Genomic DNA, 15,125 nt, shown 5'->3' with positions numbered 1-15,125 from the left:
GCTCTATCATAAAATCAATATTTTGCAAGTAAAAAGTCTCGAATGTAGGAACTCCTACAAAAATTTTGATTGGATCGTCCTGATTCGAAATCGCTTTTTTAACTTGTGGGTAAGGTTATGACCCGATTTGTGCGGGGGCCTGAAAATATCACGGTGAGACGTCGTACTTCCGACCAGGAGAAAATCTTAGACTAAAAACTGCTTATCAATTCGTAGACGCGATGATCCGGTCCAAAAGATTACCTATCTCTAAGATAATTTTCGGAGAACCGTATTGACCGGCTGTCGTGACTACGATCATATCCAAATCCGGAATCACATAGATCAATTGTCCCCCGTTTCCAAGCGCGGCTTTCCAAGAAACGTTTCGATTTGTAAGATGAGTCTCTCCAATCCACCATTGGTAACCGTATTTCATGGAACTTCCGTCGTTTCGAAAGAGAGTCACGTTAGTATCGATCCTGGATTCCAAAGAATCTTGAATCCATTTTTTCGGAACAATCTGCCTCTTATCCCAAACGCCCTCGTTCAAGATCAATCTTCCCAACTTTAACATATCTCTCGGCCTCAAACGTAATCCGCCAAACGCGAGAGAGCGTCCGTGCCTATCCTCAACCCATTCATATTCTTTGATTCCGATCGGATCAAAGATCCATTCTCCCGCTAATTCTTTGATGGATTTGCCGGTTTTCTTTATTAGAATTTCTGCAAGAACGGACGTCCCTCCTCCATTGTAATTGAATTTTTTTCCAGGTATTTCTGATATTTTTCGATCGAAAACGAACTCTACAAGATTCTTTTTCCAAAACAAACGCGTTTCATCGCTAAAGAAAAATCCGGATCTCCATTCGTCCCAATCCAAACCGCTGCTCATGGAAAGAAGATGTTTCCAAGTTATCTTTTGTCGCGGATCGGTCTCCGAAATCCCAAGCTCAGGAAACGAAAAAAGTACGGAAGTATCGATTCCTTCTATCAAACCCTTATCGATCGCGATCCCGAAAAGAAGGGAGACGACGCTCTTACTCACGGATCTCACGTCGTGTAGCGTTTGTAAGTCGAAAGTAGATTTGCCGTCGAAAGGAAAACGAAGTCCGTATCGAAGGCTCAGAGGTTTATCGTCTCCATCGTGATAGATTTCGGTGACGAGTTTTCCGCGACGTTCGATCAAAAGAGAATGTAAGCCGCTTTTTTCCGAAGCGGATTCTTTGAGCAAGCTGCAGAGTTTTTCCGAGTCAAAGCCGGATTCTTTCGCGTTAGAAGTTTGCCAAAAAGAATCCGCCTTCGGTTGAGAACATTCGTCGGTCGAATCTCGAACCGGCGCACCTTGGCAGCCTATGTTTAAAAAAAGAAAGAGAAAGAATGGGAAAAATATCCGTTTAAGATAAGTGCGAACCTCTCCCAAAACCGGGGGAGAACTTTGAGAGTTGTTATTTCCGATAAAATAGACTAAGGTATTGAAGCAGATTTTAAACATAGAAAGAATCCGGTTTCCTTTTTTCGAAATTGAGATCCCTTTTTGGACTCTATATTTCGGCTTTTGATTCCGGAATCGTTTCCTTTTATCGGGTTTTCTCAAGTCAAATTCGAATATTTGATTCGAATCCATAAGACAACTTCACAAGTAGAATTTTTTATAAGAATCGTAAGGTATGGACTTTTCGCTTTTCATACGATTTCTTTTAAAACGATTTCAGCCGGAAACCGTGGAAAGCCCTCAATACCTTTCTGTCCGATTCGTTTTAGAAAAACCGCTTTGGTCGGAAATCGAATCTCCTTTTTCCATTCTATTTTTTCCCTTACAACTTTGTCGGAACTCCGACAAAGGCTTTCAAAATGGCTTTACAACTCGTTTTCTTTTACGGAGCCGGATAACCTCCGTAAGTCATCTTTCCCGTCAAATAAACGGGACTTTTCTTTTCTATAAGAATTCTCTGATTGAGATCCGTCTGCAAAGCCGTAAGAAAAGAATCCGTAAATTCCACGCCGTTAGCATCCACAATCAAAACGTAATGTATTGAATTTTCAACGTCTTCTCCGCTTTCCAAATCGTCCCAAGAAAGTAAAAGGGAACCCGAACCCTCCGTTCGATCCGGATCAGAAATCAAAATCGCTTCGTTGATTAGATTGGAAATCGTCGGCGTCAAACCCTTGTTATAGATTCTGGAATCCGAAACCAAAACGATACTCTGAGTCGCAAAGTGTGGAGGAATAAAAAGTTCGGTCGGCGCGTCCGAATTCCTTCCCTTCCAGATCAAAATCGCAAAACGTCTGTCTCCGAAATAGATCGTTCCATTCGGCTTGGGACGGATTCCTCCCCAAGCATAGACGTTGTTCCAAGAATCGGCGCCCAAAGTATTGTAGTAAAAACTCAAAATTCTTCCCTGAGATCTTCTCGGATAACTTCTCTGAATCGCTTTGGAATCCAGATTCCAAGTTGTTCCGTAGTTTCCGATCACTGAAAAATTTTCCTCGTTCCAAGCGTCTTTTTTTGTGATCAACTTGGAAGTATTTCCGTTCATATATTCGAAATGATTGTCATAGTAATAATCCCAGTGCCACTGAGTTCCCGAAACCAATAGAGAATAGAAATCCGCATAACGCGTTTTAGTCGTTTGTTCGACGTCGGAAATCTCCATCGCCTGATAAACGGCTGAAATCATTCTCGGAGTATCTTTTGCTCCCGTTCCGTTTAGCCACATTCCGAATTCGCTAAGAAAGACCGGAATTTTCAAAAATCTCGTTTCTTTCCGAATCTCATCCAAATATTTGAAATACGTAGCGTTGTCGATTCCCGTAAGATCCGTCCCCATTCTTCCCGCGTCATAAAAGTGAGAATTGAATACGAACCCCGAACCCGGTAAAGTAGTAAGATGTCCTCCTCCGGTGGGGGGAACGATTGCGCTTCCAACATTCGTATTCCAGAATACAATGGGTTCTGCATATACATATTTGGATTCCCATCCGTTCGCGTTCAATTCCTCTCGAACCCTTCCGTAAAAAGGCCAGAGTTTTTGATTGTCCCATTGTTTCGCGGAAAGGCCTTCGATTCCCCCGTCAACCGGTTCGTTAAACGGATCCATTCCCAAAACGTAATCAAACTCGGAAGCACTTAATCTTTCTTGAATGTATTTTGCGGTTTTTCCCAGTTGCCACAAGAATTCAGTCTGCATATTTCTAGTTCCCGCGGTGGTTGAAAAGGAAGCGTTGTTCCAAAAATTTCGAAATCCTCTTCGAATGGCCTCGTTAGTCAAGTTGTTCTGACTCCAATTGGCGCAGATGAATCCGCAGTATTCGTTCGGATACAAACCGGAAGGAGTGACCCATTTCGGAGCTCCGTTTCCGGTGTACCAGGAATTCTTATTAAATAAATTTCGAGAGAATAGATCCTGATGATAATCCACCAAGACATACATTTTCAGCGCGATCGCCTTTTTCATCTGCGCGATTACCGCGTCCAAATAGACCGTATCGATCGTATCCACTCCGGTGTGAACCCCTTCCCAAGCGATCGTAAAACGGATCATATTCGATCCGGTAGTTTTCCCCAAACGGGAAAATCCTATTTCCGCGTCGGCTTCATTTTGAAATGGTTTGAATCCGTGTTGCACAAGCTTCATATTTCCGGAGATATTAAAACCTCGAAAGTAGGCTTCTCTTCCGAGCGCGTCCAAAAAGATCGGATCCGTTTTGGTAAGATAACTCTTTTCTCCGATCAAAATCTTTCGGGACTCGGGAAGATCTCTGAAGTTTAGAGAATGATTTCCGACCTCGGTTTCGTTTAAAAGGTAAGAATTCGAAGATTTCGCGATCGATATATTCTTCTCCGAAGAAAAAAACAAAGAGAACAATATATTCTCCTTCGAATCCGAAGGTCCACATTGAAGGAGGGTAAACGAAAGAAGAAACACGGAAATTGAGTATCGATTCATGGGAAGGAATCTTAGAATCGAGTTTAAGAATTGAAATCGAATTTCAAAAAAGGATTTAAAAAAGAGTTACGTTAAACGAAATCTCTATTTCTTTTTTTTGAATCTATTCCCGAATTCTAAGCCGTTTATAAGTCGTTTATCAACTCGTATCTTTTTAGAAATCATCGAACTTCTGATTTGTACGAAACGAATCCTCCTCCTTAACAAGATTCTACCGAATTTTTTTTGTCTAAGTTGAACTTCAAGTCTCCGAGAGGACAGGGAATCGTCATCGTTTTCCAAAGGATCGCCGCGAATCTTATATTTCTCCTCGACTTCTTGGATTTGCCGAACAATCCTTGTCCGGTATGGAACTGAGCTTTCCTTCTCCCGGTAATCCTATCTTTGATTACGTCCTTCTTCCTTGTTTTATTTTTTTTTCCAGGGTCACCGACGTTTCGATCGGAACGATCCGAGTTATTCTTCTCACCCGGGAAAAAAAAGCGATCGCGGCGTCTCTGGGATTTTTGGAAGTCCTTCTATGGGTGATCGTCATCACACAAGTTATCAAAAATCTGAACAACGCGTTCTGTTATCTCGCCTATGCGGGAGGTTTCGCGACTGGAACTTATATCGGAATGATCCTCGAAGAGAAATTGGCGATCGGCTTTTCTCTTCTTCGTATCATATCTCCTAAAAACGGAAGTGCGATCGCGAACAAACTTTCGGACGCGGGTTATCGAGTCACGACGATGGACGGACAAGGAAGCAGAGGACCGGTTAAGATCGTCTTTACTGTTTTAAAAAGAAAGAAGATCCGCCAAGCGATGGCGATCGTAAAAGAAGTGGAACCCGACGTTTTCTATTCGATAGAAAACGCAAAGAGCACCAACACCGCGATCTCGGAAGATTCTCCAGGACTTCTAAGCAAAGGGGTCCTGGAAAGAATCTTAAAAGTCAGAAAGTAGAATTTTTAGTTTCGGTCGTTCTATACTGGAATTTTGACGTATAACTTTTTGATTTCTTTTTGGATGAATTTTGGAAAGTGCATCTGATATTCGTTGATCAGTAGTTTCCAGTCGTCTTTTCGGATGAATTTTCTGCAGTTTGCCGATCCGCAACCGCACTCGAAGGTCTGGTCGAAGTTTACTACGAAATTTGCGTAATCGATCGTAAGTTCTTCTCCGGCGAGAATTTCCCTCTTAGCAACGATATTGTCGTCTTCGTCATACCACATATTAGGATCACAAGAGTGATTCATGAAGTTGGAATGGTTGATGACGTATTCGCCTCCGGTTGGTCCGGTAACGATTCCGAAATCCACATCGTATCCGTATTTCATGAAGATGTCCTTTTCGGACTCTGGAAGAGACTCGGCTTCTTCCACCGTCAGAACTTTCCATCCGAACTCTTCATCCTCGATCCACTCGCTGTAACTGAACAGCAGAGTTCCTTTGGGGATGGTCTTCGTCGCGAAGGTTCCGTTCTCCCCGAATTTGTTGATTCGTTTCTCGATCATGCAGAAGATCCCTGCGTTTATTGCCTTTGGCAAAATTTTTATCTATCAAGAATGGGATAAAAAAAACTTCAATTAAAATACTAAAATCTAGTAATATTTAATGCAAGTTCCTCTCTCGGCTCCGAGTCCGATACGACTCTCTTCCAAGTAGTAAATAAATTTCTTAAGAACGATTCTCAAGCAAACCCGAAGGGATCCAGGTTTCCAGATAGGTCTCACCTTCTTCTTCAGGTAAATCCTTCCTTAAAATTTTAAAAGAGGAACCTGAAATCTCTAAAACGAGTGAAGACTTGTGAAAGAGCCAGTTTCGATTGCCCGATCTTTCCAACCGGGTCTGAGTCTTCCCGGTTTCGAAAAAACAAACCGCGGAGAATCGGCTTTCGATTTTCTCCTGAAGAAGTAGAATCTGTTCCTCGAAGTCCCTTCCTTCCCGGTCCTTAGAAAGAGAACCGAAGTCTACAAAGATCGGAAGAATTTTTTCTCCCTTAGGAATGTTATCCGAAAGAAGAAAAGATCCGGCCTTCAAAACGGATTCCGCATAAAAGAAAACGGGGCTGGAAGAAAAATTCTTTTGTTTGGATGCGATTTTTGCGAGTCGATGAAGCCTTTCCAAATTAAGAGAACCTTCCGGAAAGATAAGAACCGGGTAAACCTTCTTACGATTGAGTTTCTTTTTCCAGCGAAGCAACAAATTGGTTCTTGCTCTGGTCGGATCTAAAAGCGTTAGTAGCAGCATGGTTCTCTCTAAGTTGCAAAGACCGGATTCTTCCCGATTAAAATTTAAAAAAAGAAGAATCGAAATTTGTCCTGAATTTCAAACGAACTCCGATGAAAGAACGAAGTCCTAAAATACATATCGGACGAACTAAATATATGTATAGCATTTTATCAAATGAAATCTAAATTCATCGTCCCGCTTTTCAGACCGAAAAAAACAACCCCTCGTATTTTAAGCCTATCTGCCAATTGGAGCCATTTCGTAAAAATTTTTGATAAGGGAAGAATTCTTTAAGATGGGCGCGACAAAACGATCCGGACCCGAAGAAGCCCCCGACACACTGGCTCATCTCTATCTCAATCCAAAGAATTCTTCTTGGGCGAATTTAGGATTCTGGAAAGATACCGAAGATTATCCGACCGCTTGCAAAACGTTAGCCTTGCTTTTGGGAAAAAAGGCGGACTTAGGACCGGAACAAGAAGTTTTGGATCTCGGATTCGGCTGCGGTGATCAGCTCTTTGTTTGGAAGAAAGAATTCTCAATCCCGCTTTCTCGTCTTATCGGAATCAATCCTTCTTCCGTTCAGGTCGAATTTGCAAAAAATCTGTTCCAAGAGAGAAAGGAAATTTTGCCGAAGTTGATCTGCGCTTCTTTGGAGGAGACGATCTCTTCTTTTCCAAAGGAAAGTTTTGATCGGATTCTCTGTCTCGACAGCGCTTACTTTTTTCAGGATCGAGTTCGATTTTGCGAGGAGGCGTTTCGAGTTCTGAAACCGAAAGGGCGTTTGGTTTCCGCAGAGTTGATTTTGAAAGACGGAAGTTTTGGAATTTTGGATTCTTGGTTTCGAAGTTTTGTCTGCAGGCTCAGCGGGATTCCACCTAAGAACCGAGTGACTCCGAATTCGCTTTCTCAAATTCTCAAAAAAACCGGTTTTGAAACGGAAGACTTTGAGTTTTTGGAGGAAAATGTTTTTGGAGGATTTGCAAAATTCTTAGAGGAAAAAACAAAAACGGGTCAGACGGAGATTCCCGAAAAGATCGCGGCGAAGTATGCAAGTTTTGGAAAATTCTTAGGCGGGGAGCGGATGAAACGATATTTTCAATTCGTCCTCTATTCGGCTCAAAAGCCGCTATCATCACTCACGAATTCTTAAAAAAACTCTGTCGTAACAACGACAGTCTTCTGTGAAAGTGGCGCGCCCCGCCCTGATTTCGGGTGGCGGGGCGGGTGGTGGAAAACTCCGGGTGACTTTGCTCTATCAGAAAATTAACCTTTTTGCAAGTAGAATTCCCTCTCAAGAACCTTGTCGGAACTCCGACAAAAGTCCTCTTTCTATCTTCTTGACTACAAATCCGACCTCAACACAAGCGTCGGACACGCAAAAAACGATTTTTAAGAACGTATCGACTCGTTGACCCAGCGTCTCACGTCCAAGGAAGTGGAAACCCCCGCCTCTAAAAGAGGGATTCCGTATCTTGCATAGGATCCGCAGAACCAAACTTTTCTTCCGGATTGTTCCTGAAGACTTTTGAGTTCTTCGATGGTCTTTTGATTTTTGAGATCGATCACCGGTCTCTCAAAACGGGAACGGGAAATCAGCTTCCCCGCCTTCGGTTCCACCAATGGATTCCAAGTCTGAAAGATTTCCTCTTTTCCGATCTCCGGAAGAACCTTGTTGAGACGAATCGTCGCGGAAGGTTTGTCCGTTTCGGGTGAAAGAGTAAAACAAAGAGGCGCCCAGTGATTTTTTTTGTTCGGCATAAAGGAAGAATCCGTATGCATCAGAATTTCGGATTCTTCGTAACGAAAGGATGAAAGAAGTTCTTTTTCCCGGCTCATCTCATCGGGAAGAAGTCCGATCGCCTGATTCGCCGGCGTCGCGACCACCACCCGATCGAATTCTTCTTTCCCTTCGTCGAAGTTTACAAAAACTTTTTTCCCGTTGAGTTCGATCTTTCGCGGATTCGATTTCAAACGGACTTCTTTGGCGCCGACGGAAAGACGAGTTGTGATGTCCCTAGTTCCGTGACTCGCGGTTAAGAATCGGAGAAATTTCAATCCTTGCGCGTGATAACTGATCACGGCTTCCGCGGGATAATTCTTGGCGCTTTTGAGAGTACAGGTGTTGATGGTCGCAAACATCGGAACTAGATACTTATCTTCGAATTCTTTCGAGTAACCGAATCTTTGTAAGAATCCCGAAATCGTAAGTTGTTCTCCTTTCAGAGTCGTCCATTGCTCAGCGGATTCTCTGTAAAATCGAATTGTGTCCGAAAAAATTCTTCTGGATTCTCCCGTCTTAAAACAGACGGGGGAAACGAAAGGATAAAAATTTCCACCTAACCCGAAAGTCGCAAATTGAAAGTAAGTAGTCCCGTCTCTTTCACTCAGAGAAAAAGAATAGTCCACGGGTCTGAATTCGATTCCCGCTTCCTTATACATTTCGATCAGACAAGGATAATAGTTTTGTTTGAAGGCTCGAAAGGGAACGTCGAATCGAAAGATTCTATCCTTAAGTGCGACGTCCGTTCCGTGTGCGTCCATTCCCGGAAGTGAATGACGTTCCATAAGAACGACCTCGTGTTCCTTGCTCAGATACCAACAAGCGCTGAGTCCCGCGATTCCACTTCCTAAGATTGCGATTTTCATATCTAACTCTTAGAATTAGAATCTGGAAAAGAAAACATAGGATTTTTTTTCTCTGGAAATGAAAAACAAAAAAACAGGATTCATTTTGTTCAGTCTCTGTAACCAAAGAGTCAAAGTAACGAACTCCGTTCTTAGGGAGGGTAGAATGTACTACTCCAAAGTTTTTATCGTTTTCGTTCTTTTGATTTTTCTTTCTCCTTTGAATGCAGGTCCAAAAACCGAAAAGGCCACGTTCGCAGGCGGTTGTTTCTGGTGTATGGAAGGCCCTTTCGAATCCTTACCCGGAGTGATCTCCGTTACTTCCGGTTATGCGGGAGGAAAAGAAGTCGATCCGACCTACGAAGACGTAGGTAATGGAAGAACCGGTCACAGAGAATCCGTTCAGATCGAATACGATCCTTCCAAAATTCGTTACTTAGATCTCTTGCGAGTCTTTTGGAAACAGATCAATCCCACCGATAACGGAGGTCAGTTCGCCGATAGGGGCAATCAATATCGAACGGGAATTTTTTTTCACAACGAAGCTCAAAAAAAAGCCGCTGAAGAATCCAAAAAAGAATTGGAGAAGTCCGGAAAATTTTCGGCTCCGATCGTTGTCGAAATTCTTCAGTTTACTTCCTTTTATCCCGCCGAGGCTTATCATCAGAATTATTATAAGACCAATCCGGATCATTATAAATCGTATCGAAAAGGATCCGGAAGAGAGGCTTATCTGGAAAATCTCTGGGGCAAAAAGTAAGAATCGAATCCGCAGCCGATCTTATTTTTTTTCATGAGTCAAGGGTAAAAGAATCGTGCAAATCGTATAACGTTTGTATATCGATTGAATCGTAAAAAATCCGTTGTGTTCTTTGACGATTCCTTGACTGATCGGAATACCGAGTCCGGTTCCGCCTTGTTCTCTTTTGGTAGTAAAAAAGGGATCATAGATCTGTTTTAAAATTTCGGGAGGAATTCCCTGTCCCGCATCCTCTATCATCAGCTTGATATAAGGTGTAGTTTCTAAAAGACAGGTTTCCAATCGCATTATGATTTTCTTATTTAGATTTCTTTCCGGATACTTTATGTTCAGAGCGTCCTTCGAATTGATCAGAAGATTGATCAAAACCTGTCGAATCAATTGTTCCCTCATTTCAACGAGCGGAAGGTTTAGCTCGAACTCGGTTTCCAGAAGAATGTAGTTTTTCTCGAAGACGTTTTCCAAAAGGGAAATCGCAGATTCAACGACCGGTGTAATTTCCGATTTCCTAAAACTTTCCGATTCCTTTCTGGAAAAATCCAAAAGATTGGTAACGACCGAAGAAAGACGTTTTGCCTCATCCGTGATAATTCCCGCAAACTTCAGATGCGCCGGATCCTTCATTTCCAAAGTTAGAATTTGAGAATACCCTAAAATACACATAAGCGGATTGTTGATTTCATGAGCGACGCTTGCGATCAAAGTGCCGAGCGCTTCCAACTTCTGGGATTGTCTTAGTTTTTTTTCGTAAAAACTCCGTTCTTCTTCAGCGACGATTTTGGGAGTGATGTCGATAATTCTTCCGTCGATTTGTTTTAGATTTCCCTTGGAATCGAAGCTTCCTACTCCGAAAATTTCGACGTAAATTTTGGATCCGTCTTTTTTCTTGAATTGTACGACTTCTCCTTCGATTTTAGAATCCCGAAGAATCATATTCAAAAAGAATGATCTTTGATCCGAGTGAAAATACAGATCCTTTTCCAAATCCAGATTCAACAATTCTTCTTTGGAATACCCGGTGATTCCGCTCATAGCCGGATTTACTTGTATCAATTTTCCGTCGAAGGAACTGGAAAAAATTCCCTCGATCGAGTTTTCAAAAAGAACGCGATAGTTCTCCTCGCTCATCCTGAGTTTTTCAAAGGACTCCATCTTCTCGGTTACGTCCCTCAACAGGGAAACGTAATAAAGAATCCTGCCCTTTGTGTCTCGTAACGGGCTGATCGTCTGCTCGCAATAGAACAAAGTTCCGTCCTTTTTTCGATTGGTGATCGTGGTTCGAAACGTATCTCCCTTGGAAATGACATCCCACATTTCTTGATAGAATTCCGGACTATGAATTCCGGATTTGAGCATAGAAGGAAACCGACCGATCGCTTCTTCGGAACGATAACCGGTAACCGTTTCAAAAGCGGGGTTTACAAAAAGAATTTTCGCGTCCAGATCGGTAATCAAAACCGCGTCACCCGTTTGCGACGCTACCATCGACAGTTGTTTTAACTTTTCCTCGTTTTCTTTTTCCTTTGTGATATCCGAAATTGTTACCACGACTCCCATCATACGATCCGCCTCGGGATCGAATAGCGGAACCGTAGTCACGTGCGCCCAAAGAACTTGCAGATCCGATTTCACAAATCCCAAAACTTCCCTTCGAACCGGAAGCCCCGTGCTCAAAGTGTAGTGTATCGGAGATTCTTCCATGTGAGTGACGTTTCCGTCCGGATAAATCGTTGTCCAAATGGAGCTGTGATAGGAATGACCTACGATGGATTCCGTTTTTAATTCGAGCATCTTTTCAAGACTCTGATTGGTTCTTAAGATCGTACCCGTACTGTCCACGAAAAGAATTCCCTCTTCCACCGCCGATAAAAGCGTCGAGTATAGGATCTCACCGGATCTATAACTTTTGGAATTGGATTGCGCTTTTAGAACGTCATCCGCGATCAAAACGATGGATTCGATTTCTCCGTCCTCGTCCTTTTGTATACGAATCGTTTCTTGAACCAGTATACTCCCGTTAGGCGACGTAAGCAGAATATCTCCGGTCCATTCCCCATTTTCAAAAGCGTTGGGAATCACTTCCGAAAGGATTCTTTCGCGGTATTCTTTCGGATGGAGTTCAAAAATCGTCTTTGTTAGAGCTTCTTCCTCGGAAAGCCCTAACATACTCAATCCCGATCGATTCACGTATAGAATCTCGCCTTTTTCAGACGCAAAACAAACTAACATCGAACTATTCTCTAAAAACGAGAAGGCCGCCGACTTGAGATCCAATTTTTTCTTCACTAAAATATTACGCGTATTGAAATTGTTTATAGGTAGGGTGAAAGACAAATTCGGAAATTCGAATTCAGATCATACAATAAATTTTGAATTCCGTCCAAGCCCTAAAGTAATGAGACGTGTTAAAAAAAGAAAGGAAACGTTCTTCCAATTAATTTTAAAAGAACGTTGTATGCTAATGCGAAATGGTGTTTTGCTAAAATCTGGAATTTAACAAAGACGAATCAAAAATACGGTAAGTCTTTGCAGTTTATCTCTTCCTTGACCCGGTTCTGCCAAATCTCTCTCGATCGTCTTCCGATAGATAGCTTTTAGATGATTCTTCAAAGTGCCCGAGTGAACACCGAGCTGTTGCACCAAACTTTCTCTTGTTTGTCCCGCAACGAGGAGTTCGCAGATTTTTGCCTCTTGGTATGTAAGTCCGTATTCTTTTTGAAGTTTTGGAAAAAGAGATTCTTTCACCTTGATCGGAGATACGCCGGAATCGGAGGACGGACCCGCGATCGAAAATGAGGGCTTATCGTGAGGAAGATCTACTCTACAGAGGAAGTTGGATATATCCCCTTTTTCATCTCTGAGAGGAGTGATTCTTTCTTTCCAGGAAATGGTTTCTCCGGATCCGTTCTTATTTAAAAAACTTCCTTCGTATTCCTTACCGGATAAAATCGTTTTCCAGAAATTTTCATAAAATTCGGAATCGTGATTCCCAGATTGAAAGAATCTTGGATTCTTGCCGATCAATTCGTTTCGTTTATACCCGGATAACCTTTCAAAAACGGGATTGATAAATTCTATCTTTCCTTCTCGATCCGTGATAAACATCGCATGCGGATACTGATAAAAATAAGAAGTTAAGATAGACGACAAATCTTCGCTCTTCATTTGATTCTGATTTTCCACGATTGACATATATTCCCTCCATATCCCTTGAGCAGCAATGGGTTAGCTTTTATCAAGAGTGAGAATTTCAGTTTAAATACTACCTTAGTATGAAACTATCTTTCTTCTCCGTCAATTCTATCCGTTGGAAGAAACCGTGTGCAGGTATTGATAAAAATCAGGAACTTTAATTAGTTAGGTAATAGACAGATGACAAACACAATCGATATTCGCCAAAATCAAATCAGACAATTCTCGGTCGAACAACCCATTGCCTTAAGGGATCCGATTCTGATATTAGAAGACGCGGAAGAAATCCGGGCCTTATTACTTCAAATCTGCAAAACGTTAGGAATCGCCGCCGAAGGTTACGCCAACGGAAAACAAGCGTTAGATGCGGCCCGCAAAAATCGATACTCGGCTTTTATCGTGGATCTCGAAACTCCGTTTATTAAAGGACAGGATTTTATCAGGGAAATTAAAAATTTCCTAGAGGATCCGATCATTCTAGTTCAAACCGGAAACAACCAACCGAATACTATCATTGAAGTAATGAAACTTGGAGTTTTGGATTATTTGATCAAACCCGTTGATATTCACGTTTTCGGACATTGTATGAAACGGATCGTCGAGTATACGCAAAAAAAAGCGATGGAAAAAGTCCTTCAAGAAGAAACCGAAACGAGGCTCCGCGCTCAGCTCGATTGGATCTTATACAAACAATCCTGGATGTCCGATCTGGAAAAAACGGTCGATATCAGCAAAGTTACTTTGAATAACATCAAACAAACTTTTTTGAGCGGAGGCGGATTCGGAGCGATCGTAAGTTTGATCGAAATTCTGGAGACGTCGGCCTCTTTCGAAGGAGAGACTTGCGTTTTGCCGAAAGAAATCGCGAACCTTCTATTTCAGAACAATCAAACGGTTCACGATACTCTCAAATGTTTGGAAAAGAGTATGGACATTCTCAATCGGGACATTTCGACCAAAAAAAATACGATGAACATTTCCGATCTATTCGATTTGATCGAACTCACGGTTGAAAACGCCAACGAAAAGATGGACGGCCTATTAACCGAGAAAGAATTAAATATTTCGTTTCATAAATCCTTACAATCCAACGCGGTAAAGATCGAAGTGGATAAGGATTCGATTCAATTGATTCTGGAAGAATTGATAGTAAACGCGGTCAAGTATTCTCGTAAGAATTCGAAAATCCTAATCTACGATAAGATCCAAAACGGAATGTTAAACCTATCGGTCAAAAATGAATTCGATCCGAAATCGATTCCCGGTGTCCCGAGAGACAAGGAAATCCTAGTAAAACAACCTTTTTACCGCTTGACCGGCTTTGTTTACGAAAGTCTGCCTCTGGAAACTTTTTTTTCGGGACTCGGTTTGACGATCGTCGACTACGTGGCGCGAAAACATTCAGGAACATTCCAAATTTCTAATATTTTAGATCATTCGGTTTCCGAATTCCCGGTCGAAACGGTTTTGGCGTCCTTGTCTCTTCCTCTAAAATACTAATTTTCCGATTGCAGATGAGGCAAGAACCATAGTCCGAACCAGATCCACAAATCCGTTCCAAAGCGCTTCCGAAGTCGGCGAACAGCGCAGAGGACCGGACGGGCCGCAATTTTTTTAGGATCCATAAGTTTTAAACTTAGAATGGAAATTTTCTTACCGTTCAGAATCGATCTTTTCTAAAAGAATACTTTTGCTTTTATTTAGAATCGGTGAACAAAAGAATTTCAATTTTCAGGATTTTTCCATGGAAGAAGTTTGGTCTTATGGCAGATCTTCAACTCGTAATCGGCGATAAAAAATTCTCTTCTTGGTCCATGCGTCCTTGGATTTTATTAAGAGAAAGTAAAATTCCTTTTACGGAAATCTCGCTCGTGCTAAATACACCGGAGTTTTTTGAAAAGATCAAACTCTACTCGAATGCGGGCAAAGTTCCCGTATTCGTCGACGGAGATCTGAAAATCTGGGACACGTTAAGTATCGTTGAATACATTGCGGAAACTTTCCCTGAAAAAAACCTCTGGCCGAAAGAAAAGGCGACAAGGGCATTTGCGAGATCGATCGTCGCAGAAATGCATTCCGGATTCACGGATCTTAGAAAGAATCTTTCGATGAACCTCGCCGAAAAATTGCATGGAAGATCGTTTCCGGAAGGAGCCTGGAAGGACATTCGAAGAATCGAATCCGTCTGGAAAGAATGTCTTGATACTTACAAAGGACCGTTCCTTTTCGGAAAACAATTCGGAATCGCGGATGCGTTTTACGCACCCGTGGTCGGGCGTTTTCTCACCTACGGAATCGATCTGAATCCTACCGCAAATTCTTATATCGCAACGATCAGCAGTCTTTATTCTTATAAAGAATGGATGGACGGAGTATAAAAAATTCGAAGTCCTTCGACAT

At 42.1% G+C, this 15,125-nt stretch carries 11 protein-coding genes and 1 pseudogene; 5 read left to right on the top strand and 7 right to left on the bottom strand.

Annotation, left to right across the window (positions count from 1 at the left end):
• Positions 1–205: 205 nt before the first annotated feature.
• Positions 206–1,474, bottom strand: coding sequence for a serine hydrolase domain-containing protein (locus JWG44_RS14980; RefSeq protein WP_205275808.1), 1,269 nt, complete (start codon positions 1,472–1,474; stop codon positions 206–208).
• A gap of 382 nt (positions 1,475–1,856) precedes the next feature.
• Positions 1,857–3,929 (bottom strand): cellulase family glycosylhydrolase, encoded by a 2,073-nt coding sequence (locus tag JWG44_RS14975; RefSeq protein ID WP_205275807.1) that lies wholly within the window; start codon positions 3,927–3,929, stop codon positions 1,857–1,859.
• Positions 3,930–4,276: 347 nt separating this feature from the next.
• Between JWG44_RS14975 and JWG44_RS14970 the strand changes: the two genes are divergently transcribed.
• The gene (locus tag JWG44_RS14970; RefSeq protein WP_205275806.1) at positions 4,277–4,876 is read left to right on the top strand and encodes a DUF2179 domain-containing protein; all 600 of its coding nucleotides are present in this window, start codon (positions 4,277–4,279) and stop codon (positions 4,874–4,876) included.
• A 20-nt stretch (positions 4,877–4,896) separates the two neighbouring features.
• Here JWG44_RS14970 and JWG44_RS14965 read toward each other — a convergent pair whose 3' ends face one another.
• Both JWG44_RS14965 and JWG44_RS14960 read right to left on the bottom strand, forming a co-directional pair.
• Complete coding sequence (locus tag JWG44_RS14965) at positions 4,897–5,427, bottom strand: SET domain-containing protein (RefSeq protein WP_205275805.1); 531 nt, start codon at positions 5,425–5,427, stop codon at positions 4,897–4,899.
• A 163-nt stretch (positions 5,428–5,590) separates the two neighbouring features.
• Entirely contained in the window at positions 5,591–6,163 is a 573-nt protein-coding gene (locus tag JWG44_RS14960) for a hypothetical protein (protein WP_205275804.1), read from the bottom strand.
• 277 nt (positions 6,164–6,440) lie between these two features.
• Here JWG44_RS14960 and JWG44_RS14955 point away from each other — a divergent pair, with 277 nt between their 5' ends.
• Positions 6,441–7,298 carry a class I SAM-dependent methyltransferase gene (locus JWG44_RS14955; RefSeq protein WP_205275803.1) on the top strand — a complete coding sequence of 286 codons (858 nt, stop codon included), beginning with the start codon at positions 6,441–6,443 and terminating at the stop codon, positions 7,296–7,298.
• Positions 7,299–7,537: 239 nt separating this feature from the next.
• Here the strand turns inward: JWG44_RS14955 and JWG44_RS14950 are convergent, their stop codons facing one another.
• Entirely contained in the window at positions 7,538–8,794 is a 1,257-nt protein-coding gene (locus JWG44_RS14950) for an NAD(P)-binding protein (protein ID WP_205275802.1), read from the bottom strand.
• Positions 8,795–8,939: 145 nt separating this feature from the next.
• Between JWG44_RS14950 and msrA the strand changes: the two genes are divergently transcribed.
• On the top strand, positions 8,940–9,533 hold the full coding sequence (gene msrA / locus JWG44_RS14945) for a peptide-methionine (S)-S-oxide reductase MsrA (protein ID WP_205275801.1): 594 nt from the start codon (positions 8,940–8,942) through the stop codon (positions 9,531–9,533).
• Between the two features lie 21 nt (positions 9,534–9,554).
• On the opposite strand, the gene JWG44_RS14940 is transcribed toward msrA, so the two are convergent.
• Both JWG44_RS14940 and JWG44_RS14935 read right to left on the bottom strand, forming a co-directional pair.
• The gene (locus tag JWG44_RS14940; RefSeq protein WP_205275800.1) at positions 9,555–11,819 is read right to left on the bottom strand and encodes a PAS domain-containing protein; all 2,265 of its coding nucleotides are present in this window, start codon (positions 11,817–11,819) and stop codon (positions 9,555–9,557) included.
• Positions 11,820–12,026: 207 nt separating this feature from the next.
• A pseudogene (locus tag JWG44_RS14935) lies at positions 12,027–12,738 on the bottom strand (PAS domain-containing protein).
• Between the two features lie 167 nt (positions 12,739–12,905).
• Between JWG44_RS14935 and JWG44_RS14930 the strand changes: the two are divergent.
• The gene (locus JWG44_RS14930) at positions 12,906–14,225 is read left to right on the top strand and encodes an ATP-binding response regulator (protein ID WP_205275798.1); all 1,320 of its coding nucleotides are present in this window, start codon (positions 12,906–12,908) and stop codon (positions 14,223–14,225) included.
• A gap of 263 nt (positions 14,226–14,488) precedes the next feature.
• Positions 14,489–15,103: a glutathione S-transferase family protein gene (locus tag JWG44_RS14925; protein ID WP_205275797.1), complete on the top strand. Its 615-nt coding sequence runs from the start codon at positions 14,489–14,491 to the stop codon at positions 15,101–15,103.
• The last annotated feature ends 22 nt before the right edge of the window (positions 15,104–15,125 follow it).

Origin of the sequence: Leptospira ainazelensis, from assembly GCF_016918785.1 — a bacterium.
Taxonomy (GTDB): domain Bacteria; phylum Spirochaetota; class Leptospiria; order Leptospirales; family Leptospiraceae; genus Leptospira; species Leptospira ainazelensis.
This window is presented reverse-complemented; position numbering and strand designations above follow the sequence as displayed.

What these genes read in the sequence shown, in the direction of transcription:
- JWG44_RS14930 (WP_205275798.1), top strand. Translation starts at nt 12,906, where the DNA reads ATGACAAACACAATCGATATTCGCCAAAATCAAATCAGACAATTCTCG.
- JWG44_RS14970 (WP_205275806.1), top strand. Translation starts at nt 4,277, where the DNA reads ATGGAACTGAGCTTTCCTTCTCCCGGTAATCCTATCTTTGATTACGTC.
- JWG44_RS14960 (WP_205275804.1), bottom strand. Translation starts at nt 6,163, where the DNA reads ATGCTGCTACTAACGCTTTTAGATCCGACCAGAGCAAGAACCAATTTG.
- JWG44_RS14955 (WP_205275803.1), top strand. Translation starts at nt 6,441, where the DNA reads ATGGGCGCGACAAAACGATCCGGACCCGAAGAAGCCCCCGACACACTG.
- JWG44_RS14980 (WP_205275808.1), bottom strand. Translation starts at nt 1,474, where the DNA reads ATGTTTAAAATCTGCTTCAATACCTTAGTCTATTTTATCGGAAATAAC.
- JWG44_RS14925 (WP_205275797.1), top strand. Translation starts at nt 14,489, where the DNA reads ATGGCAGATCTTCAACTCGTAATCGGCGATAAAAAATTCTCTTCTTGG.
- JWG44_RS14950 (WP_205275802.1), bottom strand. Translation starts at nt 8,794, where the DNA reads ATGAAAATCGCAATCTTAGGAAGTGGAATCGCGGGACTCAGCGCTTGT.
- JWG44_RS14975 (WP_205275807.1), bottom strand. Translation starts at nt 3,929, where the DNA reads ATGAATCGATACTCAATTTCCGTGTTTCTTCTTTCGTTTACCCTCCTT.
- JWG44_RS14965 (WP_205275805.1), bottom strand. Translation starts at nt 5,427, where the DNA reads ATGATCGAGAAACGAATCAACAAATTCGGGGAGAACGGAACCTTCGCG.
- msrA (WP_205275801.1), top strand. Translation starts at nt 8,940, where the DNA reads ATGTACTACTCCAAAGTTTTTATCGTTTTCGTTCTTTTGATTTTTCTT.